This is a genomic window from Ruegeria sp. BG9 (genome assembly GCF_056538305.1).
This window is the reverse complement of record NZ_JBQFSY010000001.1, coordinates 235,148-258,945: the sequence shown is the minus strand read 5'-3', so window position 1 is coordinate 258,945 and position 23,798 is coordinate 235,148. Positions and strand designations below refer to the sequence as shown.

The 23,798-nt window shown below is 58.0% G+C and carries 25 protein-coding genes and 1 other RNA gene; 11 read left to right on the top strand and 15 right to left on the bottom strand.

The features are described 5' to 3' along the window. Positions 1–397: 397 nt before the first annotated feature. The gene (locus ACR0I8_RS01325; RefSeq protein ID WP_170373797.1) at positions 398–643 is read left to right on the top strand and encodes an EF-hand domain-containing protein; all 246 of its coding nucleotides are present in this window, start codon (positions 398–400) and stop codon (positions 641–643) included. A gap of 50 nt (positions 644–693) precedes the next feature. Here ACR0I8_RS01325 and ACR0I8_RS01320 read toward each other — a convergent pair whose 3' ends face one another. Further along, entirely contained in the window at positions 694–2,238 is a 1,545-nt protein-coding gene (locus ACR0I8_RS01320; protein WP_170688711.1) for a trimethylamine methyltransferase family protein, read from the bottom strand. Positions 2,239–2,883: 645 nt separating this feature from the next. Between ACR0I8_RS01320 and ACR0I8_RS01315 the strand changes: the two genes are divergently transcribed. Further along, positions 2,884–5,748 carry a ribonuclease E/G gene (locus ACR0I8_RS01315; protein WP_170688710.1) on the top strand — a complete coding sequence of 955 codons (2,865 nt, stop codon included), beginning with the start codon at positions 2,884–2,886 and terminating at the stop codon, positions 5,746–5,748. 65 nt (positions 5,749–5,813) lie between these two features. Here ACR0I8_RS01315 and ACR0I8_RS01310 read toward each other — a convergent pair whose 3' ends face one another. Continuing rightward, positions 5,814–6,047 (bottom strand): sulfurtransferase TusA family protein, encoded by a 234-nt coding sequence (locus ACR0I8_RS01310; protein WP_170373795.1) that lies wholly within the window; start codon positions 6,045–6,047, stop codon positions 5,814–5,816. Between the two features lie 105 nt (positions 6,048–6,152). Between ACR0I8_RS01310 and ACR0I8_RS01305 the strand changes: the two genes are divergently transcribed. From ACR0I8_RS01305 to ACR0I8_RS01290, 4 genes are all read left to right on the top strand, one after another. Beyond that, a complete protein-coding gene (locus ACR0I8_RS01305; RefSeq protein WP_170373794.1) occupies positions 6,153–6,905 on the top strand; it encodes a cytochrome c biogenesis CcdA family protein in 753 nt (250 codons plus the stop codon). A 55-nt stretch (positions 6,906–6,960) separates the two neighbouring features. Then, complete coding sequence (locus ACR0I8_RS01300; RefSeq protein WP_480702656.1) at positions 6,961–8,163, top strand: hypothetical protein; 1,203 nt, start codon at positions 6,961–6,963, stop codon at positions 8,161–8,163. Continuing rightward, complete coding sequence (locus ACR0I8_RS01295) at positions 8,160–9,509, top strand: cytochrome P450 (RefSeq protein WP_170688708.1); 1,350 nt, start codon at positions 8,160–8,162, stop codon at positions 9,507–9,509. The genes ACR0I8_RS01300 and ACR0I8_RS01295 overlap by 4 nt, the downstream gene beginning before the upstream one ends. 73 nt (positions 9,510–9,582) lie before the next feature. Continuing rightward, a complete protein-coding gene (locus ACR0I8_RS01290; protein ID WP_170548543.1) occupies positions 9,583–10,464 on the top strand; it encodes a fructose bisphosphate aldolase in 882 nt (293 codons plus the stop codon). Between the two features lie 3 nt (positions 10,465–10,467). Here the strand turns inward: ACR0I8_RS01290 and ACR0I8_RS01285 are convergent, their stop codons facing one another. The 4 genes from ACR0I8_RS01285 to fumC are packed head-to-tail and all read right to left on the bottom strand — an operon-like array spanning position 10,468 to position 12,917. Beyond that, positions 10,468–11,070 (bottom strand): DNA-3-methyladenine glycosylase I, encoded by a 603-nt coding sequence (locus tag ACR0I8_RS01285; protein ID WP_170688707.1) that lies wholly within the window; start codon positions 11,068–11,070, stop codon positions 10,468–10,470. 58 nt (positions 11,071–11,128) lie between these two features. Further along, complete coding sequence (locus tag ACR0I8_RS01280; protein ID WP_170466824.1) at positions 11,129–11,350, bottom strand: ribbon-helix-helix domain-containing protein; 222 nt, start codon at positions 11,348–11,350, stop codon at positions 11,129–11,131. Next, a complete protein-coding gene (locus ACR0I8_RS01275; protein ID WP_170688706.1) occupies positions 11,347–11,523 on the bottom strand; it encodes a DUF4169 family protein in 177 nt (58 codons plus the stop codon). Before ACR0I8_RS01275 ends, ACR0I8_RS01280 begins: the two co-directional genes overlap by 4 nt. Next, positions 11,523–12,917 carry a class II fumarate hydratase gene (gene fumC / locus ACR0I8_RS01270; protein WP_170688705.1) on the bottom strand — a complete coding sequence of 465 codons (1,395 nt, stop codon included), beginning with the start codon at positions 12,915–12,917 and terminating at the stop codon, positions 11,523–11,525. The genes ACR0I8_RS01275 and fumC overlap by 1 nt, the downstream gene beginning before the upstream one ends. Before the next feature lie 241 nt (positions 12,918–13,158). On the opposite strand from fumC, the gene ACR0I8_RS01265 reads away from it, so the two are divergent. Continuing rightward, the gene (locus ACR0I8_RS01265; protein ID WP_425083199.1) at positions 13,159–13,674 is read left to right on the top strand and encodes a hypothetical protein; all 516 of its coding nucleotides are present in this window, start codon (positions 13,159–13,161) and stop codon (positions 13,672–13,674) included. Between the two features lie 29 nt (positions 13,675–13,703). Here ACR0I8_RS01265 and ACR0I8_RS01260 read toward each other — a convergent pair whose 3' ends face one another. The 9 genes from ACR0I8_RS01260 to ACR0I8_RS01220 all read right to left on the bottom strand — a co-directional run bounded on the left by ACR0I8_RS01260 (position 13,704) and on the right by ACR0I8_RS01220 (position 20,583). Next, entirely contained in the window at positions 13,704–14,162 is a 459-nt protein-coding gene (locus tag ACR0I8_RS01260) for a ClpXP protease specificity-enhancing factor SspB (RefSeq protein ID WP_170373786.1), read from the bottom strand. 76 nt (positions 14,163–14,238) lie between these two features. Further along, complete coding sequence (chrA, locus tag ACR0I8_RS01255) at positions 14,239–15,492, bottom strand: chromate efflux transporter (RefSeq protein ID WP_170688704.1); 1,254 nt, start codon at positions 15,490–15,492, stop codon at positions 14,239–14,241. A gap of 161 nt (positions 15,493–15,653) precedes the next feature. Continuing rightward, positions 15,654–16,085, bottom strand: coding sequence for an ester cyclase (locus tag ACR0I8_RS01250; RefSeq protein WP_170688703.1), 432 nt, complete (start codon positions 16,083–16,085; stop codon positions 15,654–15,656). Between the two features lie 94 nt (positions 16,086–16,179). Continuing rightward, positions 16,180–16,527: a transfer-messenger RNA gene (ssrA, locus tag ACR0I8_RS01245) on the bottom strand. Between the two features lie 25 nt (positions 16,528–16,552). Then, positions 16,553–16,915 carry a DUF4345 family protein gene (locus ACR0I8_RS01240; protein ID WP_170458314.1) on the bottom strand — a complete coding sequence of 121 codons (363 nt, stop codon included), beginning with the start codon at positions 16,913–16,915 and terminating at the stop codon, positions 16,553–16,555. 18 nt (positions 16,916–16,933) lie between these two features. Further along, positions 16,934–17,584 carry a TenA family protein gene (locus ACR0I8_RS01235; protein WP_480702653.1) on the bottom strand — a complete coding sequence of 217 codons (651 nt, stop codon included), beginning with the start codon at positions 17,582–17,584 and terminating at the stop codon, positions 16,934–16,936. Positions 17,585–17,659: 75 nt separating this feature from the next. Next, entirely contained in the window at positions 17,660–18,310 is a 651-nt protein-coding gene (locus tag ACR0I8_RS01230; protein WP_170373782.1) for a hypothetical protein, read from the bottom strand. A gap of 13 nt (positions 18,311–18,323) precedes the next feature. After that, the gene (locus tag ACR0I8_RS01225) at positions 18,324–19,724 is read right to left on the bottom strand and encodes a selenium-binding protein SBP56-related protein (protein ID WP_170688702.1); all 1,401 of its coding nucleotides are present in this window, start codon (positions 19,722–19,724) and stop codon (positions 18,324–18,326) included. Between the two features lie 127 nt (positions 19,725–19,851). After that, entirely contained in the window at positions 19,852–20,583 is a 732-nt protein-coding gene (locus ACR0I8_RS01220) for a GntR family transcriptional regulator (protein ID WP_170688701.1), read from the bottom strand. A gap of 83 nt (positions 20,584–20,666) precedes the next feature. Here ACR0I8_RS01220 and ACR0I8_RS01215 point away from each other — a divergent pair, with 83 nt between their 5' ends. Genes ACR0I8_RS01215 through ACR0I8_RS01200 form a run of 4 tightly spaced genes read left to right on the top strand, consistent with a single transcriptional unit; the run spans position 20,667 to position 23,798 of the window. Next, the gene (locus ACR0I8_RS01215) at positions 20,667–21,458 is read left to right on the top strand and encodes a DUF2182 domain-containing protein (protein ID WP_170688700.1); all 792 of its coding nucleotides are present in this window, start codon (positions 20,667–20,669) and stop codon (positions 21,456–21,458) included. A 4-nt stretch (positions 21,459–21,462) separates the two neighbouring features. Beyond that, positions 21,463–22,167 carry a DUF1326 domain-containing protein gene (locus ACR0I8_RS01210; RefSeq protein ID WP_170458301.1) on the top strand — a complete coding sequence of 235 codons (705 nt, stop codon included), beginning with the start codon at positions 21,463–21,465 and terminating at the stop codon, positions 22,165–22,167. Next, complete coding sequence (locus ACR0I8_RS01205; RefSeq protein ID WP_170638657.1) at positions 22,167–22,694, top strand: DinB family protein; 528 nt, start codon at positions 22,167–22,169, stop codon at positions 22,692–22,694. The genes ACR0I8_RS01210 and ACR0I8_RS01205 overlap by 1 nt, the downstream gene beginning before the upstream one ends. Next, entirely contained in the window at positions 22,695–23,798 is a 1,104-nt protein-coding gene (locus ACR0I8_RS01200) for a dimethylsulfoniopropionate demethylase (protein WP_170688699.1), read from the top strand.

Here is a 23,798-nt window from a genome sequence, read left to right as displayed (position 1 = left end):
AGGGTGGGGCGGAATATTGCTCCCTCCCACTCTTTCACGGGGCGGGTGCGCTCGCCCCATGCGCAGTCCAGGCCGCAGGCAAAAAAATACCGGGCGGTCAACGAAATGAGCCTGGAAGGCGAAACTGACAGGGGGCTTCGGCCCCCTTTCTTTTTGTTCAACGACCGGCCGCTAAGCTGAGTTTTGCCAGATCACCTCAAAACCGTCGGGCAAGTTCTGCCGAGGCGCGATGGGGGATTTTTGCCCGGCAACAAGCCGCAGAGGCGACTCGGCCAAACACGCGGAGATTGGCGCGAAGTGGCCTCGATCTCGCTATACGGGTGACGGTGGCTCGGTCCTGAGGTTTCTTGCGCTCGTCCGGACGCAAAATCCAAATATTCACTCAGGAGGCAAACTTATGACACCGAAATATCTGACCGCTCTCGCGGCTGTAGCACTCGCAATGCCCACTCTGGCCACTGCACAATCGGCAGCCGACGCAAATGGAGATGGCGTGTTGACCATCGAAGAGGTTCAAGCCGTCGTGCCCGAGGTTAACGCCGATACGTTCTCGGCCATGGATGCAAATGGGGATGGCGCATTGGATGCGGATGAAATCGCCATTGCGCAAGAAGCCGGTCTGCTGCCCCCAAGCAACGGCTGATTGCTGAATTAGACAGCGGCCCGAGTAATATCGGGCCGCTTTTCAATTTCTTACAGTGGCAAGTGAATGTTGAACTTGGCGCGAATTTCCGCGTCCAGCAGAGGGTCGAAATTCGCTGCAGACGGGCTGGATAGGATTTCGTTTTTCCGCGCGACGGCTTTTTCGATCAGGTCAGGCTTGTCCAATTCGGCCCATTCCTTGGGTGAGGTGCGGTCGCCGAATGTCGGGTACACATAGTCCGCCTGCATCCGGCTGAGCGTTGCATCCGTACCGAGATAGTGGCCGGGCCCGCCCATACACACCTCGGCGATTTGATCCAGCGCCAGGGTTTCGTCCGACACCTCAATTCCACGCACGCAGCGTTGTGCCTGTCCGATCAGGTCATCGCCCAGGATCAGGCTCTCAAGGCAGAACCCGAGAAGGGACGCGTGCATACCGGCAGCCTCGTAGATCATATTGGCGCCGGATAGGCCGGTCATGACGTTTGAACACATCTGCTCCCATCCGGCCTGCATGTCGGGCAGTTTCGAATCCGACGCTCCGGCAGCGGTTCCACCCGGAAGGTTGTAGAAATTATGCATCTGGGCGCATCCCGCGCTCAGCAGCGCCTGTTCGCCCGATCCCACGGACATCGCCCCGGTGCGCAGGTCCAAACCGAAGGGCCATGTGCCAAAGACGGCGGGCGCGCCAGGCACGACGGCATTTACGTAGACCAGACCGGCCAGGCATTCCGCTGTGGCTTGAGTGATGGCCCCTGCGATGGTCGACGGTGCGGTTGCTCCGGCCATGCCAGCGGACAGCAACAGGACCGGCATTCCCGCTTTGATGACCGCTTCCATGACTTCGCAGCTTTCAGTTGCGAATTTCATAGGTGGCACAACAAAGCAGTTCGAGTTCGAGATAAACGGACGTTCGCGCCATTTATCCTCACCGCCGGCGATCATGTGGATCATCTCCATCGCTGGGGCGACGTGGCTGGGTTCGGTAAAAGAGGTGCCGATATGTTTAAACGTACCTGCGCATGCCGCGTAGATCGTGTTCAGATCCATCTCGAGGTTGTCGGCGATGTCGCGGCACACCATGGGGCGCTGAACGAAGTGGATATTGTCCAGTTGCTCACAAATGCGAGAGGCATCGTGCAGGTCCTGTACGGTCGAGTCGCGGTAGTTTCGCCCATCCACGTCGACCATGCTGACCGCGGCACCTGCTGTGCCGTAATGAACCTTCGTCCCACTCAGCTCCAGATCGGTCTTGCCGTTTCGACTATACAACGTGACAGAGCGGTTTGCTTTGGCGATGGTGTCTTCGACCAATGCACGCGTGAAACGAATGCGCCCATCGTCACCAAGACTGCACCCAGCGCCCACCAGATAGTCGATCCCGCTTTGCGGAGCGTCCGCCAGCCCGATGGTTTCCAGAGCCTGAAGCGCCGCTTCGTGAATACGCTCCATCTGCGCTTGGGTCAGAGGCTTGTAGGTGCCGCCCTCCATCCCCGGGCGGACCGGGCGCAGATGGTCGGGCAGGGCTGCGGCGCGGGCGGCACGACGCGCTGCGCGTCCGCCAGTTCGTGCAGAGCTGCGAGTTTGTTCGTTCATTGTGGGTATCCGATTATTCAGGTGATTGAGATTGCGATCAAAATCAGACCTGTACTGGGCGTCCCCGCGCCGCACGCCCACGATCCGCGCCAATCGTGCGGCTGATCAGACGTATTTTCCAAATTTCGTTGTGCATTCAGTTCCTCGGACTTGCAGCCCCATCCTGAACAGCGGTAGATTTAAGTCTGTTCTGTTTGCGACCTCGCTGTCAATTATGTTGCTTTCTCGGTCGCGTGACGTTTGCCCATTGTCTTTTCCACAGGACTGCTTTTATTGTGTCCGAACGGGCATGGCGATTTTGACGCCCATAAGTCCCGCTTTTTTGAGTTTCGCTGCTGTGCCGCATGTGATGATCCATCTTTCACGGCATGGCAGACCGATTGTGCCCCGATCGGGGCAATGGAGTGCCTGAGCCCGGAAAATTCCGGGCGAAAGGAATAAATGGGCAGGCGGCGACCAAGATCGCGCCTGTCGGAGAAGAACCGCGATGACGCGCGCGCAACGTTTGAGAGACCGGGCAGGGGGCCACAGCGCCAGACCCTGCCGCGCGCCGTCTGATATCGCCCGTACAAGACACCTCCCCAAAAGTGCCTGTCCGCCTGGATGGGTCAGGACAACGCGTTTGGCGCGGTGCATCAAGGACACATGGCTAAGAAAATGCTTATCGATGCCACCCACGCCGAGGAAACTCGGGTTGTGGTGGTTGACGGAAACAAGGTCGAGGAGTTCGATTTTGAATCCGAAAACAAACGCCAGCTTGCTGGCAATATCTATCTAGCAAAAGTTACCCGGGTCGAACCGTCTCTGCAGGCGGCGTTCGTGGACTATGGCGGCAATCGCCATGGTTTCCTGGCGTTTTCGGAGATTCATCCCGACTATTATCAGATCCCCGTCGCCGACCGTGAGGCGCTGATGGAGGAAGAGCGCGCCTATGCCGAGGCGATGAAGGCGCGTGATGAGGCCGAGGAAGCAAAGCCCAAGAAACGCCGCTCGCGGTCGCGCAGCAAGGCAGCGGACGTCAAGTCGAACGACCCGGTCGAGACCTTGGATGTCTCGTCCGAGCCAACGGGTATGGAGACCATTGATCTCGACGACAGCGAAGAGAGTGATGATCTGACTGTGCCCGAGGGGACCTCTCCAATGGAGACGGTTGCTGAGACGCCGGTGGAAGAACCGTCTGAGGATGAAGCATCTGAGGCCACTGACGCTCCGGCTGCTGAGGAAGAGACTACTGAGGTTGAAGCTATTGAGGTCGAGACCGTTGAGGCGATCTCTGAAGAGCAGGCTGAAACCGAGGCGGAAGAACAGCCCGAAGCTACTGCTGATGCGGAAGAAGCCGAGGTTGACTCTGAGGAAGCCGCGCAGGCTGAGCCTGAGGCAGAAACCGCTGAGACAGAGCCTGCCGAAGGTGACGACTCAGACGACGAAGAGAAAAAGTCTGATGCGACCGCCAAGGATGATTCGATTGAATCGGTCGCCGATGAGGACGACAGCGAGGATATCCGTCCTCCGCGCAAGCCGCGCCCGCGCCGCTACAAGATCCAGGAAGTGATCAAAGTGCGCCAGGTTCTGCTGGTGCAGGTCGTCAAGGAAGAGCGGGGCAACAAGGGCGCCGCGCTGACCACCTATCTTTCGCTGGCCGGTCGCTACTGCGTCCTGATGCCTAACACCGCACGCGGCGGCGGCATCAGCCGCAAGATCACCAATGCGCCCGACCGCAAGAAGCTGAAGGAAATCGCTGCCGAGATTGACGTGCCAACTGGCGCCGGCCTGATCATCCGGACCGCAGGGGCCAAACGCACGAAGTCCGAGATCAAGCGCGACTATGAATACCTGCAGCGCATGTGGGAGCAGATTCGCGAGCTTACGCTGAAATCCATCGCGCCCGCAAAAATCTATGAGGAAGGCGACCTGATCAAACGGTCGATCCGGGATCTCTATAACCGGGACATCGACGAGGTTCTTGTAGAAGGCGAGGGCGGTTACCGTATCGCCAAGGACTTCATGAAGATGATCATGCCGTCCCATGCCAAAAACGTAAAACGGTATGAGGACGCGCTGCCTCTGTTCGCGCGCTATCAGGTGGAAAGCTATCTGGCCGGGATGTTCAACCCGACCGTGCAGCTGAAATCCGGTGGCTATATCGTGATTGGCGTGACCGAAGCGCTGGTGGCGATCGACGTGAACTCGGGCCGGGCGACCAAGGAAGGCTCGATCGAGGAAACCGCGCTCAAGACCAACCTTGAGGCGGCCGAGGAAGTGGCGCGCCAGTTGCGTCTGCGTGACCTTGCCGGTCTGATTGTCATCGACTTCATCGATATGGACGAGCGCAAGAACAACACGGCCGTTGAGAAACGCCTGAAAGACAAGCTGAAAACCGACCGCGCGCGCATTCAGGTGGGCCGCATCTCGGGCTTTGGCCTGTTGGAGATGAGCCGCCAGCGCCTGCGCCCCGGTATGCTTGAGGCGACGACTCAGCCATGCCCGGCCTGTCATGGCACCGGTCTGATCCGCTCGGACGACAACATGGCGCTGTCAATCCTGCGTCAGATCGAAGAGGAAGGCACCCGCCGTCGCTCTCGCGAAGTTCTGGTGCGCTGCCCGGTCAGCATTGCCAACTTCCTGATGAACCAGAAACGCGAACATATCGCCCAGATCGAGTCGCGTTACGGGCTGTCCGTGCGCGTCGAAGGCGACATGCATCTGGTCAGCCCCGATTTCTCGCTGGAGAAGTTCAAGACGGCAAGCCGGATCGTGCCCGAAGCGACCGCTCCGGTCGTCTCCGTCGATGCATCGCTGATGGATCTGGTTGACGCAACCGAAGAGGAAGAGGCCGAAGAAGAAGCGGTTCAGGCCGAAGAAGAAGCCAAGCCCAAGCGCAAGCGTCGTCGCCGTCGCCGCAAGAAGGGCGGCAACGATCAGCATGAAGCTGAGGCATCGGAAGCGGCTGAAGATACTGCTGCGGAGGTTTCCTCGGACGAAGCTAAGAAGGAAGACGCTGCTGAGGCATCGGACGAGGACGAAAAGCCCGCCAAGCCCAAGCGCCGCCGTGCGCCGCGTCGCAAGAAGAAAGACGTGGAAGCCGAAGCGCAGGATGCCCCCGAACAGGTGGCTGAGGCCCAGGAAGACGCCCCGGTGGAAACGGCCGATGTGGTTGCTGAAACTGAGACGGCTCCGGAACAGGCCGAAGAGGCTCCGGCGGACGTCGCTGAGGTTGCCGAAGCCACACCGGAACCAGCTCAAGACGCCGCAGAACCTGCTGAGGCGGTTGGAGCGGCAGCGCCTGCCGAGGCGGTGGAAGCAGAAGAACTGGTCGAAGCTCAACCGGCTGAGGAGCCCGCTCCAGTCGAAGAACCTGTTCCGGTCGAAGAGGTTGCCGAGGTTGAAGCCGCACCCGTAGTTGAGGAAACCCCAGCCGAACCCGTTCTGGAAACGGTTGCGGAAGAGCCGGAACAACCGGCGGAGCCGCCCAAGCCTAAACGGCGCGGCTGGTGGTCGCTCGGAAGCTAAAATGAGAAGCTAAAAAAGAAAAGGCGGGCTTGAGGCCCGCCTTTTTCGATTCGATTGCCTGCGACTTAGCCCGCTTTTTGGATCAGATACACCTGATGGCCGTTCTCTTCGCCTTGCGACAGTAGGGTGTGGCCGCTCTCCGAACAAAAATGCGGGACATCAACAATCGCCGCAGGATCATCCGCCAGCACGCGCAATACTGCTCCACCGGGCAAGGACTTCAACCTTTTGCGCGCTTTCAACACAGGCAAGGGGCACAACAGGCCCAGGGCATCGAGGGTTTCAGTAGGATTAGACATAAGGCTCAGATATTTCGCCCAAGGCGCAGTGTCCAGCGCGCAACCACGATGATGTGACTTAATAGCCCCGTGACGAAGCCGCCTTCTTACCATATGTGCTGAAACATGTTCGGAATAGATATCATCGACGCGGGTCTGCTGCCTGCCATGTTCATCGCCCTGATCGGCGGTTTGATCAGCTTTCTGTCGCCTTGCGTGCTGCCTATCGTGCCGCCGTACCTGGCGTATATGAGCGGCGTCAGCATTAACGAAATGCAAGATCAGGCCCGCGCCCGGCGCAAGGCGACTTTGACCGCCTTGTTCTTCGTTCTGGGTCTGTCGACCGTATTCCTGCTGCTTGGCTTTACAGCCTCGGCCTTTGGGGCGTTTGTTCTGAAAAATCAGGTTCTTTTCGCCAAGCTCTCGGGTGCGGTGGTGATTGTCTTTGGTCTGCACTTTCTGAACGTGTTCCGTATCCCTCTACTGGATCGCGAGGCGCGGGTGGAAACCGGAGACTCCGGCGGCTCGGTCTTTGGCGCCTATATTCTGGGTCTCGCATTTGCCTTTGGCTGGACGCCGTGCATTGGCCCTCAGCTAGGCGCGATCCTGTCGCTGGCCGCATCTGAGGCATCAGTCGCACGGGGTACTTTGTTGCTCGGCGTCTATGCGGCGGGTTTGGGTATTCCGTTCCTGTTGGCTGCGATGTTCCTGAATCGCTCGATGGGTGTCATGAACCGTATCAAACCCTATATGGGCACGATCGAGAAGGTTATGGGCGGGCTGCTTCTGTTCGTGGGCATCATGCTGATCACGGGCCTCTTCACCGAATTCAGCTGGTGGCTGCTGGAAACCTTCCCGGCGCTGGCGGTTCTGGGCTGATCCACCTTACCTTGGCCGCAATGCTGCGTTAACCTGCGCAGCAGAAGGTAAGGCCATGAGCAGTCAGACAAATCAGCCACAGCTGCGCAGGCGGCATGTGTTTTACATTCCCGGCTACGACCCGATCCCCGCGCGGCGCTACCGCGAGCTGTACCGGACCGAGTCGAAGGCGCAGGCTGAGATCACGGGATATCAGGTTGCGCTTGCGCCAAAGACGGGCAATGGCCCATTTGGCTGGCATGTTTCGTCCGTTCAGGATGGGATTGAGGTTCAAACAGATATCGAGGTTCTGGTTTGGTCCGATATCGTGCAGGACAGCATGTCGGGCTCGATTCTGGCGACCTACCGGCAGCTTGGTCAGACGGCGTGGACCTATATCTCAACGGGAACGTTGAAGAGGCTGCGGCAACTAACGAAGGGCCCGGTAATTGCTGCGCTCTATCCGGTGGGGATGCTGATGCTGCAACTTATCGCCGCCGTTTTCGTCGTGTTCCTTGCGGTCACTCTGGCTGGATGGTGGGGGCTGCTGCCGGGTTTGGCTTTGGCCTATGGTTTGCTGCGCTGGTTCCGCAAAATCGACAATCGGCTTTTCGCCTACTACCTGATGCATGATTACGCATACTCGGCGCAATTGCGGGGGGAGATGCCGGATAAACTGCTGCACCGCCTGGATGAGTTCGCGGATTTGATCCAGGCCGCGCTAAAGACTGATGTGGACGAGGTTCTGGTCGTCGGCCATAGCTCGGGCGCGTATCTTGGCGTTTCGGTTCTGGCGGATGTTCTGCGCAGACAGGCGTCAGATTTGAGACGGCCAGCACTGTCGTTTCTGACACTCGGGCAAGTGGTGCCGATGGTCTCGTTCCTGCCCAAGGCACAGAAACTCAGGTCGGACCTTCAATTCCTGTCTACGCAAGCGACTTTGACATGGGTGGATGTCTCAGCACCGGGGGATGGCTGTTCTTTCGCCCTATGTGATCCGGTCGCCGTTAGCGGTGTCGCGGGTCCCGACAAGAAATGGCCTTTGGTCCTGTCCGCCGCCTTTACCCAGACGCTGTCGCCCGAGCGGTGGAAAGCCCTGCGGTGGAGGTTCTTTCGGCTGCATTTTCAATACCTCTGCGCCTTTGATCGACCGGGAACCTATGACTATTTTCGCATCACTGCGGGACCTCTGACATTGGCAGAACGGTTCAAAGACCGCGCGCCGTCGAACAGCCGGATTGAGACGCCGGTTTCCAAATACACGGATACGAGCCGATGAAGCCGCCCAAGCCGCAGTCTCGCCCGGATCGAGTCTCTCTCTGGCGCTATCTAAAATTGTTTCGGCAGGACCTGTTGTCGGCGCAGCCTCAACGCCTCTATCGCGCGTGGATGGCCGAGTTTCGCACGCCGTTTTTCCGGTCCTACATGATCAATCAGCCGGATTTGGTGGATGAGGTCCTCAAGAAACGTCCGGATGATTTTCCGAAATCCAACCGCATCAGCGAAGGGTTGCGGCCGTTGCTGGGGGAGTCCGTGTTTCTGACCAACGGCGCGATGTGGAAGCACCAGCGTCGTATCATTGACCCTGCTTTTGAGGGCGGTCGGCTGAAGGATACGTTCCCTGCCATGCTCGCCGCCGCTGACGCTTGTGTGGATCGGCTGCGCCCTTTGGCGGGAACGAAAGCCGAGTGCGAACAGGTCACCAGCCATGCCGCCGCTGATGTGATTTTCCGAACCCTGTTTTCCGTGCCTATCGAACACGACATTGCCGCGCAGGTATTCGACAGGTTCCGAGCGTATCAGCGCGAGCAGCCCTTGTTGAACCTCGCCGCCTTCGTGCCGCTCCCGCGCTGGTTGCCCCGGTTTCATTCGCGAAAGACGCGTGGAGCCGCGCGAGAGATCCGCGCCCTTATTGCCAAACTGACGAAAGATCGGGCTGCCGCGATTGCTGCGGATCGCGCGCCCAATGATCTGGCAACAAAGATCATGAAGACACCGGACCCGGAAACCGGCAAGTGTTTTGATCCGGAGGAGATGGTCGATCAGGTATCGATCTTTTTTCTGGCCGGACACGAAACCAGCGCCTCGGCCCTGGCCTGGACGCTCTACCTGATGGCGCTCTATCCCGAGTGGCAGGAGAAACTGGCCTCGGAAGCGCAGGCGCTTGAGGATCGCTCTTTCGCGGTTATGTCCAAGCTGAAACTCAGCCGCGACGTGTTCCGTGAGTCGCTCCGGCTCTATCCGCCGGTGCCCATGATGGTCCGGCAGGCCAGTTGCCCCGATAGGTTTCGCAACAGAGACATTCCAAAAGGGTCGCAGATTGTGATCAGCCCCTGGCATCTGCATCGGCAAGAGCGGCTGTGGGACAACCCGGATGACTTCGATCCCATTCGTTGGGGTACGGAAAACGGCAAAACCTGTCTGCGTGAGGCCTATATTCCGTTCTCGACAGGCCCTCGCGTCTGTCCCGGGGCCGGGTTTGCGATGGTGGAGGGACCTTTGATCCTGTCCACATTGCTGCGCCATTTCAGATTCGAAACAATCCCGGACAAAACGCCTGTTCCGGTGGCTCATCTGACGGTCAGATCGCGGGATGGCATATGGTTGCGCGTGGTTGAGCGCTAACAAACTACCATCACCCATAACTGTGCTGTATGCGATGAAGGAAATCGGAATCAGTCTTGAACGGGAAAATACTATGTCCAAAGCAGAACAGCGCGCGCAGATGTCAAACGGAGCAGGCTTTATTGCAGCACTGGATCAAAGCGGCGGATCAACCCCGAAAGCTCTGGCACTCTACGGTGTGGATGCTGCGCAATACGCCTCGGAAGAGGAGATGTTCGGCGAAATCCAGAACATGCGCGCGCGGATCATCCTGGCGGATGACTTCACCAAGGACAAAGTGATCGGCGCGATCCTGTTCGAACGCACCCTTGGCGAAGAGATCGACGGCCGCAAGGTGGCCGATTACCTGTGGTCCGTCAAAGGGATCGTGCCGTTCCTGAAAATCGACAAGGGTCTGGAAGATACTGCAAACGGTGTGCAGATGATGAAGCCCATCCCGGGGCTGGCCGAGACATTGGCCCAAACGGAAGGCGTGTTTGGCACCAAGGAACGCTCGGTCATTCATGAAGCCAACGCCGAAGGTATCGCCGCCGTTGTTGCCCAGCAATTCGACGTGGCTCGCGTTGTAACCGACGCTGGCATGGTGCCGATTGTCGAGCCTGAGGTGAACATCAACTCGGAAACCAAAGCCGAGGCCGAGGACATCCTGAAAGCCGAAATCCTGAAAAACCTCGACCAACTGGCCGAAGGGCAGGAGGTCATGCTGAAGCTGACCATCCCAAGCGTCGCGAACCTCTTTGACGAAGTGGCCGATCACCCGCGTGTTCTGCGCGTAGTGGCCCTGTCGGGTGGTTACTCGACCGAGCAGGCCTGTGATCTGCTGGGGCAGAACGGCAAGATGATCGCGTCTTTCTCGCGCGCGCTGACCGAGGGGCTTTCGAAACAGCAATCGGATGCCGAATTCAACGCCGCCCTCGGCAGCAATATCGACAAGATCTTCAAAGCGTCCGCGTGACGCCTAAACCGGTTTGACGAAATCGCGGCGCATCTGCGCCGCTTTCTCACGGCTGACGCAGCCTATCGCGTGATCATTGATCAGCCCCATCGCCTGCATGAAGGCAAAAACGGTGGTGGGGCCGACAAACTTCCATCCCCGCTTCTTCAGGTCTTTCGACATCGCCACCGACTCGGCTGAGGTGCTGGCGGTCTGTGGCACTGGCGGTGAGGTCGGTTCATACCGCCAGACATACGCCGCGAGGGAGCCCTCCTGCGCCACCAACTCCTGCGCGCGGCGGGCGTTGTTGATCACGGCTTCGATCTTGCCGCGATGGCGGATGATACCGGCATCTTGCAGAAGGCGTTCGATATCGGCATCAGAAAACTCCGCCATCTTGTTGAAATCAAAGTCACAAAAGGCCCGACGAAAATTCTCGCGCTTGTTCAGGATCGTGCGCCAGCTGAGGCCGGACTGAAAGCTTTCAAGACACAGTTTTTCGAACAATCGTCGATCATCGGACACCGGGTAACCCCATTCCGTGTCATGATAGTCGAAGAACTCAGGCGCCGCTTGACACCATGCGCATCGGGCGAGGCCATCAGGACCCAAAATTGTTTTGCTCATGAATGTACCTATTTTGTTCTCATCCAAACTACACTCATAGCTGAGGCTCTGACAAGCGTCAAAGCTTGTCGCGGTACCAGTTCAGAACAAAAACACGAATGGCCGATGCCAACCCTGTTTCAGGGTCGCGTGCAACATCAATATCTGCCGCCAAAGCGTTGATGGGTTGTTGTTTTTCTTCGGCGATGTCGCGAAACGCACGCCAGAATTCATCCTCAAGCGAGACTGACGTCCGGTGCCCCTTTAGGGTCAGAGAGCGTTTGACCGGAGGGCCGCTCATTCATCCAGCTCGTGATTGTCCAGATCGCGGTTCTGCTTGTCTTTTTGCAGCTTCACGAGCTGTTTTTCGGCCTTGCTGCGCCCGAAGGCGACCGCATTTTGATCCGCGCGGGCCTTTTTTTCGGCCCGCGCTTTCTCTTTCCGATACCGGTTCAAGTTGACCGGCTTACCCATCAGTCTTTCGGGCCGATCATCTGTTCGGGGCGCACAACCGCGTCAAAGGTTTCTTCATCGACAAAGCCCAGCGCGATGGCCTCTTCCTTTAGGGTTGTTCCGTTTTTGTGCGCCGTTTTGGCAACTGTGGTGGCGTTGTCATAGCCTATGGTCGGGGCCAGAGCGGTCACCAGCATCAGCGATTCCTTCATCAGCTTGTCGATGCGCGGTTCGTTGGCTTGAATGCCCGACAGCATCCGTTCAGTAAAGCTGTCGGTGGCATCGCCCAGCAGTTGGATCGACTGCAGAAGGTTGTAGGACATCATAGGGTTATAGACATTCAGCTGGAAATGACCCTGGGAGCCCGCGAACTTAATCGCAGCATCATTGCCCATGACATGTGCGGCCACCTGAGTGAGGGCTTCGGCCTGTGTCGGGTTCACTTTACCAGGCATAATGGAAGACCCTGGCTCGTTTTCAGGCAGAATTAGCTCGCCCAGACCCGAGCGGGGGCCTGAGCCTAGCAAGCGAATGTCGTTAGCAATCTTGTAGCAAGACCCGGCGATGGTCGCCAATGCACCCGACAAGAAGACCATGGCGTCATGCGCGGCTAGGGCTTCAAATTTGTTCGGAGCGGTTACAAAGGGCAGGCCAGTAATTTCAGCCATGTTAGCTGCGACGGCTTCGTCCCATCCACCATGGGTGTTCAACCCAGTTCCAACGGCGGTACCACCCTGCGCCAGCTCGTAAATACCGGGCATTGCAGCCTCAACGCGGGTAATGCCCTGACGGATCTGATGGGCGTAAGCTCCGAATTCCTGTTCCAGTGTCAGGGGAGTCGCATCCTGCGTATGAGTGCGTCCGATCTTGATGATGCCCGCAAATTCAGCCGCCTTTTTCTCAAGCGTTTCGGCAAATTTGGTAAGACCGGGCAGCAGCACGTCGCGCACGCTGACCGCAGTTGCGATGTGCATGGCGGTCGGGAATGTGTCGTTCGACGATTGGCCCATGTTGCAGTGATCATTGGGGTGAACCGGGTCTTTCGAGCCGATGACGCCGCCCAGAATCTCGATCGCGCGGTTTGCGATCACTTCATTCGAGTTCATGTTGGACTGTGTGCCCGAGCCGGTCTGCCATACGACCAGAGGGAAATTGTCGTCGAATTTGCCCTCAGTCACCTCACCAGCGGCCTGAATTATCGCGTCCGCGATTTTGGCGTCCAGATTGCCGGTCGCTTTGTTCTCCATTGCGCAGGCTTTTTTGATCACGCCTAGAGCGCGCACGATGGCTACGGGCTGCTTCTCCCAACCGATGGGGAAGTTCATAATCGAGCGCTGCGTCTGCGCCCCCCAGTACTTGTCAGCGGGAACCTCGAGCGGGCCAAAGCTGTCGGATTCGGTGCGGGTCTGAGACATCGGGTACTCCGTCTGGTATGCAGTTGTATGCCGTTTAGCCAAGGCCGCGCCGCAACGCAATCGGCCAGTTGCGCGCAGCTTAAACTCAACAAAACCCAAGGTATAGGCGCAAGGCGGGTGAAATTGTTCTAATCGCGCGCACGAGCCCCATTGTGCGCGCCTGCCGCTGAGCTACAATATATGTGTGGCCATCGTGGAGGATGAAATGCCAATCTCAGCTCGGATGATCCCGTTGAAAACCATGCTGTTGGCCATGGGGCTGGTCCTGCTGGGCACGCTGGCAAACGCATCCAGTATCACGCCCTTCGTCGGGGACTACACCGGATCCGCCAATGTTGTCGACGTAGATGGAACTGCGACGCCTCGGGATATGAGCGTTTCGATCCATGAGACCCGCCACGGGTTCAATGTCAGCTGGACCACAACGACCTACAAGCTGGACGGGCGGGTCAAGCAACAGAAATTCTCGGTCGACTTTGTGCCCTCGGACCGGCCCGATGTGTTTTCGGCAGCCATGCAACGGAATGTGTTCGGCCATGAGGTGCCTCTGGACCCAATGAAAGGAGAACCCTTTGTCTGGGGCCGGATTGAAGGGGACACGATGACCGTGTTTTCCCTGTTTATTGATGCGCAGGGCGGCTACGAGTTGCAGCAATATGATCGAACCCTGGCCGAGGGCGGGCTGAATCTGTCGTTCTCGCGCTTCATCAACGGAGACAAATCCCGCGCGGTCGAGACCTTTTTGCAAAAACAATAAACCCCGCGACGGGCGCGGGGTTTGATGGACTACTTGCGGAAGCTGTCCAATGAGACGACGTCGGCGTCGTGGTGAACCTCGGGTTCTTCAACCTCGATTATCTCTTCTACGAATTCCTCTTCCGCGTCGTCATCCTCGGGTCCTTCAAAGCGCAGGCCGAATTCGACGGACGGATCCACGAAGGTTTTAATAGCCGTGTAGGGGATGTAGAGCGGTTCCGGCGCATCCCCGAAGTTCAACGTAATCGCAAAGCCGTTTTCGCCGACCTCGAGGTTTTCGAACCAATGTTGCATCACGATCGTCATCTCTTCGGGATAGCGGTCACGCAGCCAGTCCGCGATGTCGACGCCGTCCTCGCGGGTATCGAACGTGATGAAGAAATGGTGCGCGCCTGGCAGGCCGGTTTCAGAGACACCGGTCAGAACGGTTTTGATCAGCCCGCGCATGGCGGTGTGCATCAGGTTTCCATAGTCGATGTCTTGCGACATGTGTCATCCTCGAAAGTGGTTGCCTCCAGCATAGGCGTTTTGGCTGGAAACGAAAGGGCGGGTATCGCCGGATTGATCAGAATAACTGGATAGCGATGCCCGCGACGGCCATCAGTGCCAGAACCGTTGCCATCCCTAATTTTGCTCGAAAAATCAATACCCCAGCGGCGATAGTGAGCGCAACCGCAGTGAGGTTTAGCGAGTCCCACCCAGGCAGAGGTATCGAGACAGGCCCCCAACTGTATTGCGTGAGCGCACCGAATAGAACGTTCAAGGCGAACCACACGGAGAGGTTGAGAATCACACCTACGACGGCTGCCGTGATGCCATGCAAAGCGGCAGAGAGCCGAGGGCGGGTTGCCAGTTTGTCCAAATACGGAGCGGCCAGAAAGATCCAAAGGAAACACGGAACGAACGTCGCCCATAGCGCAACCGCACCTGCGGCGAAGGCCAGCGAGACACCTCCGTTGATTTGTCCGGTCAGCATCGCGACGAATTGCGTGACCAGAATCAACGGCCCGGGGGTGGTTTCCGCAAGGCCCAGCGCGTCGATCATCTGGCCGGTGCTGATCCATTGATATTGATCGACCACTGTCTGTGTCATGTAGGCCAAAACAGCGTAGGCCCCGCCAAAGGTCACCACGGCCAGACGGGCGAAGAACCATCCCAAGTCGCTGAGCAATTGATGACCGGACAGGGACAGGAGGACCAATGGTCCGAGCCAGAGCGGCACCCAAATGGCAACCGTGCGTAGGGTGCGGGAAAAACTTGCGCGTGGGGAGGTGTCTTGCTGCGCAACGGGTCCTTTGAAAGACACATAGCCCCATAGCGCGGCGGCCAGAATGATCAGTGGAAAGGGCAGGTTGAACAGGAAGATACCCAGGAACCCGATCCCCGCGATGAGGCGGTGTTCCGTGTCGGTCAATGCCTTTCGTGACAGCTTCAGGAGCGCTTGAAGAACGATCACGATGACCGTGGCCTTGATCCCCAGAAAACCGGCTTGCACAAGGGGCAGGGTGCCGAAGCTCGCATAAAGCAGAACCAGCGCAGCGATCACAACGGCACCCGGCAGAACGAACAGGGTGCCTGCAATCAACCCTCCGGTCACGCCCCGAAGACGCCAGCCCGCATAAGTGGCCAGCTGCATCGCCTCTGGCCCCGGCAGCAACATGCATAGGGAAAGAGCGCGCAAATAGGTTTCCTCGGACAACCAGGCGCGACGGTCTACCAACTCCTGATGCATCAAGGATATCTGCGCCGCAGGGCCGCCGAAGGACAAAAGGCCAATTCTGCCGAAGACCAGAACAAGGTCGCGCACTGAAGGCGTCATGTCACGTTAGCCCAACGGTCAAAATGCGCTCGGACAGCTGGTTTTTTCGATCACGAAGCATGACCCATTTCCCCGCAATGGCGGCCGTGCGCCGAATGCGCGCGGCACGTATGGCCTTAGCTATCGCGTCAGAAACTTGGGGGTCAAGGCGGCTTGGGTGTTCAGCTCCAATCCAGTCGCTGACCGGTCATGCAGACGGGCAGGGTATCCTGCGGAAACTGACCAAGTTGTTCAAAAAACGATATGAAATCGAACTGGTTGTAGGCCTCGACCATCTTTTCGCCTTTGAAGCGGGCCATGACCTGGCCCGTCACCTCCAGCGGGGCACCGTTGTCGGCGCGGAAGGTTTTGACGTGCAGAATGGCGGACACCCAATCCCCGTTTTCGATGATCTTTGGCAGCTCGACCGAGATTTCACCCAGAATATGCCGGAAGGCCATCACAAGATCGCGAAAATCATCGGCCCCAACCTGCATTTCGGGGATCAGCCCCTCGGCCATGGTTTCCGGCGCAAAGTACTGATCAATTGCATCGGTATTCCCTTGTTCCCAAACTTCCGAATACCACGCTTTCAAGATATCTGAGTGGGTCATCCCGGCCCTCCTGTCTGTCTGGGATGACTTTGGACAAAAGAGATGAATAAACTCTGAATCTGAGCCGAAATAAACGCAGACATAAGGTAGGGGAAATGCAGGTTTCTGTTGCCAGGTACCTGCGAACCCCGCCTTACGCGGCTAGGCGCAAGGGCTTAAGTTTCGGTCTTGTTACTGCTTACGCAGCAACTGCAACCGGAGCACGATTGTCGTTTGCAATTGTACTAGTTTCGCCGATAACGGTGGCAGACAGCCGAGACAAAGCTAACCCCTTTAGACGTTCGTCGATCCTATTTCGGCCCCAAAATCCTCAAACGAAGGATGTTTGGTGGAGCCGCCGGGTACCGCCCCCGGGTCCGATCCGCTTATTACGAGCGCGTTTATGTCCATAGTCCCGAAGGACAGAACTTATATAGGTGAGGAGATTTCGGGATGCAAACCCGGAAATGCCCTTAGAGCACTGTAAATCACGGGGTGCGGTTCAGATTTGCGGCGATCAGCCAGACGGCCAGGATCAGTTCAATTCCCCCGAAAATCATGGCCTTAGCAAGCGGTGGATTGTCTAGCAGCACCGACACAAACCGCCCCAAAGCCGCCCCAGCGTAGGCGACGCCCAACATGGCGTATGCCATGGGGTGGTTGAGCCAGATCACGGCGATGCCGGTGACCACAAACAGCCCTCCGACCGAGGCACGCATCTCGCTCAGACCCATGGTGCTGTTGGTCGGGGCCAGATCCAGCGCCGTCGCGGTGTGCAAAGGCGCGAGAAAGCCGAACAGGCCAAAGCCGATGGTCAGCAGGGCCGCGATGACGTTGAGGATATGTACCATGATCGTGCCTTTATCCGGTTACACCGCATAGGCGGCGTCAAAGAAGTCTTTCTCCAGCTCGACCGCCCGGTGGAACAGCCTTGTCACCTCGGCTTGCGCGTCAGGCGTCAAGGCGGGCCACGTCTTGTCGAGCTGCCCGCGCAGATACTCGACCACGCTTTCAAAGCCTTCTCCGGCATGTAGCGTGATCCATTCCGCGAACCAGAAGGGTAGGTCGGGTTTCGGCGGATTTTCCGGGCTGGCCCAGCTGAGATAGACCCATTCGGCAACAACTAGCACCGCAAGCATGTTCTCATACCGGCCCGAGGCTGCGGCCTCGGCCATCAGGTCCTGAAACGCCTTGGTGGCGGGGGCAGGGTCGGTGCTGGGTTGGGTGCCCAACGCTTCGAGCGAGCGCAGGAAATAGGTGTTTTCAGGCCCAGTAATCACCGCAAGAAACTGCGCGGCGGGAACGCTGTCGCCCAGGGTGGGCGCGTGTGCGATGGCGCTGGCCAGAAGGCGGACGAAGCCGTCGACGAACTGATAGTCCTGTTGCAGATACCAGCGCATCTTGTCCTCGGGCAGGGTACCGTCTGACAACTCGCGCGTGAAGGCATGGGTGGTAGCGGCCTGCCATTCGGCATCCTTGCCTTGGCGCAGCATTTCAGTGGGGCGCGTGTTCTGGGACACTTCGAAAACTCCTAACTTCGTTCACAGCAGGACAAAGCGGTTTTTCGGAACATGTGCAAGGTGTTCACGCGGCGACTATATTGCGGACCAAAGCCCCAGCACGCCGACCAAAATCAGGCTGAGTGCCCAGATTAGTTCCAGATTGAACCAGGTGCGTGAGAGGAATTGCAGCCCAAGCCAGCGATATACGCCATAGGCCAGAAGACCGCCTCCTAGGATCATTGCCGCCGTATGCAGTGCTGCCACGGCCAGAACCAGCAGGGTGTTTGTTGTCATAATCTGAGAGATGGCTTGATGCCCGGCATCCAGCTCATCCAAATTGCATAGACCCAGATAGATCGGAACAAGCATCAAGGCCGCGCCATGGGCGAGCGCGACCAAAAAGGACCAAAGCGCGAGTTTGCTGGGCGGCACGCGCGACAAAAACCGGGGGTGGTTGCGTGTGACAGCAATATAAAGCCCCATCGCAATGACGATCAGCGCGGCTCCAATGCGGATTTCGCGTTGGTAGTCGATCAACACAGCCATCATTGCAAATGGCAACAGGACACCCAGCATCGCCAGGAAATGACCGCCCGCAAGCGCCGCCAAGGCGCGCCAGAGGGCCGATTGGCGCTGCTCCATTAACGCGGAGGAGACAGCAAGCGGCCAGCCCATGCCGGGATTCAGCCCGTGATAGGCACCGCTGAGAACAACGGCCAGCCAGAGGCCAGCCGTTGATGTCATCAGAAATTCCAACTCAGACCGAGGGGTAGCAGAAACTGTCTGTCGAACAGTCTCCGCCCTCTAGCCGGATCTGGTGGCTGCGATAGCCTTCGGGGAACTCGACCCAGAACTTAGGATCCAAGGTCAGGCCGCCGTTCTCGCCGACATCTGCCTTGACCATGGCTGCGCCGCGTTCGCCGGGATAGAATTGGTCGTCCCACGTGGAATAGAGCGAGTTTGTCCAGTAGACCCGCTTGCCGTCGCGGCTGATTTCAACCATCTGCGGGCCATAGCCAAAGTCCTGACCGTTTGGATGTTTGGTCTTTTTGACGATCCCGCCAATTTCGACCTTGCCCGCTAGTGTCGGGTTCATCGGGTCCGAGACGTCATATTGGTGCATCTCTCCGGTGCCCCAGCAAGCGACATAGAGGTACTTGTCGTCGAGGCTCAGGTCGATATCCGTCACAAGCGGTGGAACGGCCGAGAAGCCTTTCAGCAAGTCTGGCAGGTCATCCGGGTCGGCCGGCTGCGGGTCAATGGTGATGGTTTTCTTGGCCTCAAACGTGCCGTCGTCGTTTCGCCACCATGTGAAGATCGCGCCTTGCAGGTTGGTTGTGTCCACAACGACGCCGCAGAACCCATACTGTTTGACCGGATCATGCGCAGGCCGGATCTCCAACGCCATCTGGTGGTTTTCGCCCAGATCAATGGTTTGGATATTGGTACGGCTGCGCAGGTTCCAGAAATGGATGCTGTGACCATATTTGTTGGACAGCAGATCCTCGGCCACGATTCCGTTCTCGAATTGCGGAGGAAGACCCCATTCGGAACTGACCATGTAGTCACGCGGCAGGTTCCACCAGAAATCATAGTGCTTGTCCTGCACGCCGCGTTCGATCTCATATCGGCCGATGATCTCGAAACTTTCACAATCCATGATGAAGATACCCGGAGGGCCATCGGTCCCGTCCTCTCCGCCGCCGCCCAGGGTGCTGACATAGATACCCTCGGGCCCGCAATGAATGGTGTGGGGGCGAGAATACCCTGTCTTTGCAAAGACTTCTTCGGGTTCGATGATCTTGTGGATCTTGGCCTCAAGCGGGTTCTTCACATCGATGACATAGATCCGGCTGGAGCGGATGCCCGGAACGATCAGATAGCGCCGTTCCAGAAACGCGTGCCCCGTCAGCGGCGAAAGCGCCGAAGAGCAAGCATTCCAGCCAAAGTGATGAAACTCATCGCCTTTTTCCGGCATGATGACCTGATGGACGATTTTTCCATAGTCGTCGGAAGTCGGATCGACATTCACAACCGCCAGCCCGTCAGGTTGCGAAAAATCCGGGCTGAGCATCAGCGTAAAAGCAAGCGTCTCAGTGGGGCCCTCCATCGCCAGCTTGGCAGATGGGTAAAAGGTTGGGTCCGGTCTTGTATTCATAACATCCTCCCGTAAGTCATTGATCTTCAATTCGTTCTGAGAGTTCCGGTCTTGACGCCGGGTGACATCCTGCCTGCTCGTGCTTCCTTTCTGCCTGTTGGTCTGCGTCAGATTTCGGGCCTGAGTGTCAGGCGGTTTTACGTTTGCGCTCGGCCACGTCTCGGGCCAGTTGGCGTGTATAGGTTTCAAGTTCGATCAGCATCGCGTCGACCGATGGGGCATCGCGCGCCTCAAGCGCGTCGGCGATCTTGGTGTGCAGTGCAATGATCTCTTCGCGAGAGCGCGCGGTGAAGGTGATCATGTTCATCAGCGGCTGCATGGCCTCGACCGCACCCGCCAGTTGATAAGACAGCACTGGATTGTCCGCGCCATCGACCAGCGCGCGGTGAAAGGCGACGTCTGAGGCGCAGAAAGCCTCATCGGTCAAACCTGGCTGAGCCTGACGAAAGATCTCGGCCCGCATCGTTGCCAGTTGATCCGCGGTGCGACGTTGGGCCGACAAAGGCGCACAGGCGCGCTCCAGCGCATACCTCGCCTCACACGCCGTATCGAAACTGACGGCGTTCATCGACAGAAGCAGGGTCGAGGTGGTGATTTGCTGCGAATAGGCGTCCTCAAAACTGATCCGGTTCACAAAGGCCCCGCCAGTTGCACCGCGTTGGGTACGGATCAGGGACTGCGCGGCCAAGCGCTTCAGGGCCTCGCGTACAGTGGGCCGCGACACCCGGAACTGATCCGCAAGTTCTGATTCAGAGGGCAGGCGCTCATCCACGATCAATTCGCCGGACACAATCGCGTTCCGAATGGCCTGTGCGATCTGGGCAGAGAGGTCTGCGGGATTTGCGGGGTCTATCTTCATTTGTGGCCAGTCTGAAAATTTTATTTGTCTGACATTTAAAAGTCTGACATTTGAAAAGCAAGAGAGTTGAGTCGGAGGATCACATGAGTCGCGCATTGTTCCGCAGCGGAATGTGGCTGGCGTTCTATGCTGTGATCCTGTGGGCGTGGTGGGTCATGTTCTCGATGAGCCGAGACATGGACCTCGACTGGATTGGTCGGCCGGGGCCGATGGGGCAGGCTATGGCGGCGATGGACCCGCGCATGGACATGTATATGCCCATGGCCGAGTTTGGCCCTTTGTTCTGGATGTGGGCGATCATGATGGCGGCGATGATGCTGCCGACGCTTGTGCCGACGCTCCGCAGCTATGACGACCTGATACGCAGCGCCAATGGTACGCGGGCTGGATGGCTGGGCGTTCTGGCCGGGTATTTCATCGTCTGGGTGGGATTTGCAGCGCTTATCGCGGGCGTTCAGCTTGCCCTGCTGTTCGGTGGGTTTGTCGATATGCTTGGCATCGCCAAGTCCAATTGGGTGGCCGGAGGGCTGCTGATCGTGGTCGGCGCCTTCCAGTTCACTCGCGCGAAAGAGGTCTGCCACGGCGTTTGTCATGCCCCAATGACGTATTTCCTGGGCCATTGGAAAACCGGCTTTGCGGGCGGTGTGAGAATGGGGCTAGGGCTCGGCGCGTTCTGCGTCGGTTGCTGCTGGGGCTTCATGGCGCTTGGCTTTGTTGGAGGCGTCATGAGCCTTTTGTGGATGGGTTTGGCGACCCTGTTCATGGTTTTGGAAAAACTCCCCCAGATCGGGCATGCTGTGACCCGACCTATGGGGTTCATACTGATCGCAGGCGGTGTTGCGCTGCTGATCTATCCCTTTGCTTACGGAGGATAAGCTGATGGCGAAAAACAGAAAACCCGAGGCCGACCGGCTTCCGATTAGTCAGCGGATCGACAGCCGTATGCCCAACCCCAAACGGCGGGAGATGAGCCCGACGGACTGGTCCATCAAAGGCGAGCTGATCCTGAACTGCTCATGCGACGTGTTCTGCCCCTGCGTGGTCTCTTTGGGCGCGCACCCTCCGACAGAGGGCCACTGCCACGCCTGGATGGGCGTGATCATCGACGAAGGGCATTATGAGGGCGAAGATCTGTCGGGCCTGAATGTTGGTCTTCTGGTCGATATTCCGGGTCGCATGGGCGAGGGGCAGTGGAAAGTCGCTGCCTATGTCGATGAACGCGCCAGCGGCAAGGCCTATAACGGGCTGCTGCAGATTTTTAGCGGTCAGGCCGGCGGCACCACTGGCCTGTTCACCATGCTGGTGAGCGAGATCATCGGGGCCGAGCGTGCTCCGGTCCAGATCGAACGGGACGGCAACAAGCGCAGGATTGCGATCGGTCGTAAAATCCAAGGCGAGATTGAGATGCTGGGCGGTAAAGACCCTGAGCATCCGGTGATGGTGTCGAACTCCAAATACTGGATGGGGCCAGACATCATCGTAGCGCGCGGAAACAAATCGAAAGTGCGCGATTATGGGCGCGTCTGGGATTTCGGTGGTAAATCCGCCGAGATCTGCCCGATTGACTGGCATGGGCCTAAGTGATGATCACCGGAGCATACGCAAGGGAAATGGCGCGCTACAATCACTGGCAAAACAGCCAGTTGGCGGAATTTCTTCAAGCGCTTTCGCCCGAGGAATTGGTGCAGGAACGCGGCGCGTTTTTCGGCTCGATTATGGGCACGGCGAACCACTTGCTGTGGGGTGACTGGATCTGGATGTCACGCTTTGACAAAGGTCCGGGACCGGAGAGCAACATCCACCGAGCCGGAGGGGGCATCCACGAAAGCGTGCATCTCTGCCCTGATCTCGATAGCTGGCTGGCTCTGCGCGTGGCTATGGATGATCGGATCTCGGATTGGGCGGATACGCTTGGGGATGAGGTTCTGTCGGGGCCTTTCACATGGTACTCAGCCGCAAAAGAGGCTGATGTTACTTTGCCTTACGCGCAATGCGTGATGCATTTCTTCAACCATCAAACTCATCATCGTGGACAACTACACAAAATGCTGACCGAAGCCGGTTCCGAGGCCCCGGTCAGCGATCTTTGCTTCATGCCAAAGGAGGGCTGAATGCCGCAAATATCCCTGTCTCGTCGCCTGCGTCGCACGCCGTTTTCCGAAGGCGTCGAAGCCGCTGGTGTCAAAGGCTACACGGTTTACAACCGGATGTTGTTGCCGACGGTCTTTGAAAGTGTCGAGGCCGACTACCATCACCTGAAAAAGAACGTTCAGGTTTGGGACGTCTCCTGTGAGCGTCAGGTTGAGCTGCGCGGGCCGGACGCTGCGCGTCTGATGCAAATGCTGACACCGCGTGACCTGCGCGGCATGCTGCCCGGGCAGTGTTTCTACGTGCCGATTGTGGACGAAACCGGCGGGATGCTGAACGATCCCGTGGCGGTGAAACTGTCGGAGGATCGTTGGTGGATCTCTATCGCCGACAGCGATTTGTTGCTTTGGGTCAAGGGGTTGGCCAACGGGTATCGTCTGGATGTGCTGGTTGATGAGCCGGACGTGTCGCCCTTGGGCGTTCAGGGGCCAAAAGCAGATGAACTGATGGCCCGCGTTTTCGGAGACCGTGTACGTGATATTCGTTTCTTCAAGTTCGACATGTTCGAATTCGAAGGGCGCGATCTTGCGGTTGCCCGCTCGGGCTACTCCAAGCAAGGTGGGTTCGAGATCTATGTCGAGGGCAGCGACATCGGTATGCCTCTGTGGAACGCTCTGTTCTCGGCGGGCGAAGACCTGGACGTGCGAGCCGGGTGTCCCAACCTGATCGAGCGGATCGAGGGAGGGTTGTTGTCCTACGGCAATGATATGACCGATGACAACACACCGCATGAATGTGGGCTGGGCAAGTTCTGCAATACGCATACCGCCATCGGCTGCGTGGGCCGGGATGCGTTGTTGCGTGTGGCCAAAGAAGGTCCGGTGCAACAGATACGTCCGATTGCGATCGACGGAGATGCGGTGCTGCCTTGTGTCCAGCCGTGGCCTGTCTTTGCGGACGGAAAGCAGGTGGGTCAGGTGACGTCTGCGGCCTGGTCTCCGGATTTCTCGACCAATGTTTCGATTGGTATGGTCAAGTTGAGCCATTGGGACGCCGGAACCAAGGTTGAGGTTGAAACGCCTGACGGTATGCGGAGCGCGACGGTGCAGGCGAAGTTCTGGATATGA

Bases quoted from the DNA above. Each gene is read 5' to 3' on its own strand.
- ACR0I8_RS01325 (WP_170373797.1), top strand. From the start codon at position 398: ATGACACCGAAATATCTGACCGCTCTCGCGGCTGTAGCACTCGCAATG.
- ACR0I8_RS01320 (WP_170688711.1), bottom strand. From the start codon at position 2,238: ATGAACGAACAAACTCGCAGCTCTGCACGAACTGGCGGACGCGCAGCG.
- ACR0I8_RS01315 (WP_170688710.1), top strand. From the start codon at position 2,884: ATGGCTAAGAAAATGCTTATCGATGCCACCCACGCCGAGGAAACTCGG.
- ACR0I8_RS01310 (WP_170373795.1), bottom strand. From the start codon at position 6,047: ATGTCTAATCCTACTGAAACCCTCGATGCCCTGGGCCTGTTGTGCCCC.
- ACR0I8_RS01305 (WP_170373794.1), top strand. From the start codon at position 6,153: ATGTTCGGAATAGATATCATCGACGCGGGTCTGCTGCCTGCCATGTTC.
- ACR0I8_RS01300 (WP_480702656.1), top strand. From the start codon at position 6,961: ATGAGCAGTCAGACAAATCAGCCACAGCTGCGCAGGCGGCATGTGTTT.
- ACR0I8_RS01295 (WP_170688708.1), top strand. From the start codon at position 8,160: ATGAAGCCGCCCAAGCCGCAGTCTCGCCCGGATCGAGTCTCTCTCTGG.
- ACR0I8_RS01290 (WP_170548543.1), top strand. From the start codon at position 9,583: ATGTCCAAAGCAGAACAGCGCGCGCAGATGTCAAACGGAGCAGGCTTT.
- ACR0I8_RS01285 (WP_170688707.1), bottom strand. From the start codon at position 11,070: ATGAGCAAAACAATTTTGGGTCCTGATGGCCTCGCCCGATGCGCATGG.
- ACR0I8_RS01280 (WP_170466824.1), bottom strand. From the start codon at position 11,350: ATGAGCGGCCCTCCGGTCAAACGCTCTCTGACCCTAAAGGGGCACCGG.
- ACR0I8_RS01275 (WP_170688706.1), bottom strand. From the start codon at position 11,523: ATGGGTAAGCCGGTCAACTTGAACCGGTATCGGAAAGAGAAAGCGCGG.
- fumC (WP_170688705.1), bottom strand. From the start codon at position 12,917: ATGTCTCAGACCCGCACCGAATCCGACAGCTTTGGCCCGCTCGAGGTT.
- ACR0I8_RS01265 (WP_425083199.1), top strand. From the start codon at position 13,159: ATGCTGTTGGCCATGGGGCTGGTCCTGCTGGGCACGCTGGCAAACGCA.
- ACR0I8_RS01260 (WP_170373786.1), bottom strand. From the start codon at position 14,162: ATGTCGCAAGACATCGACTATGGAAACCTGATGCACACCGCCATGCGC.
- chrA (WP_170688704.1), bottom strand. From the start codon at position 15,492: ATGACGCCTTCAGTGCGCGACCTTGTTCTGGTCTTCGGCAGAATTGGC.
- ACR0I8_RS01250 (WP_170688703.1), bottom strand. From the start codon at position 16,085: ATGACCCACTCAGATATCTTGAAAGCGTGGTATTCGGAAGTTTGGGAA.
- ACR0I8_RS01240 (WP_170458314.1), bottom strand. From the start codon at position 16,915: ATGGTACATATCCTCAACGTCATCGCGGCCCTGCTGACCATCGGCTTT.
- ACR0I8_RS01230 (WP_170373782.1), bottom strand. From the start codon at position 18,310: ATGACATCAACGGCTGGCCTCTGGCTGGCCGTTGTTCTCAGCGGTGCC.
- ACR0I8_RS01225 (WP_170688702.1), bottom strand. From the start codon at position 19,724: ATGAATACAAGACCGGACCCAACCTTTTACCCATCTGCCAAGCTGGCG.
- ACR0I8_RS01220 (WP_170688701.1), bottom strand. From the start codon at position 20,583: ATGAAGATAGACCCCGCAAATCCCGCAGACCTCTCTGCCCAGATCGCA.
- ACR0I8_RS01215 (WP_170688700.1), top strand. From the start codon at position 20,667: ATGAGTCGCGCATTGTTCCGCAGCGGAATGTGGCTGGCGTTCTATGCT.
- ACR0I8_RS01210 (WP_170458301.1), top strand. From the start codon at position 21,463: ATGGCGAAAAACAGAAAACCCGAGGCCGACCGGCTTCCGATTAGTCAG.
- ACR0I8_RS01205 (WP_170638657.1), top strand. From the start codon at position 22,167: ATGATCACCGGAGCATACGCAAGGGAAATGGCGCGCTACAATCACTGG.
- ACR0I8_RS01200 (WP_170688699.1), top strand. From the start codon at position 22,695: ATGCCGCAAATATCCCTGTCTCGTCGCCTGCGTCGCACGCCGTTTTCC.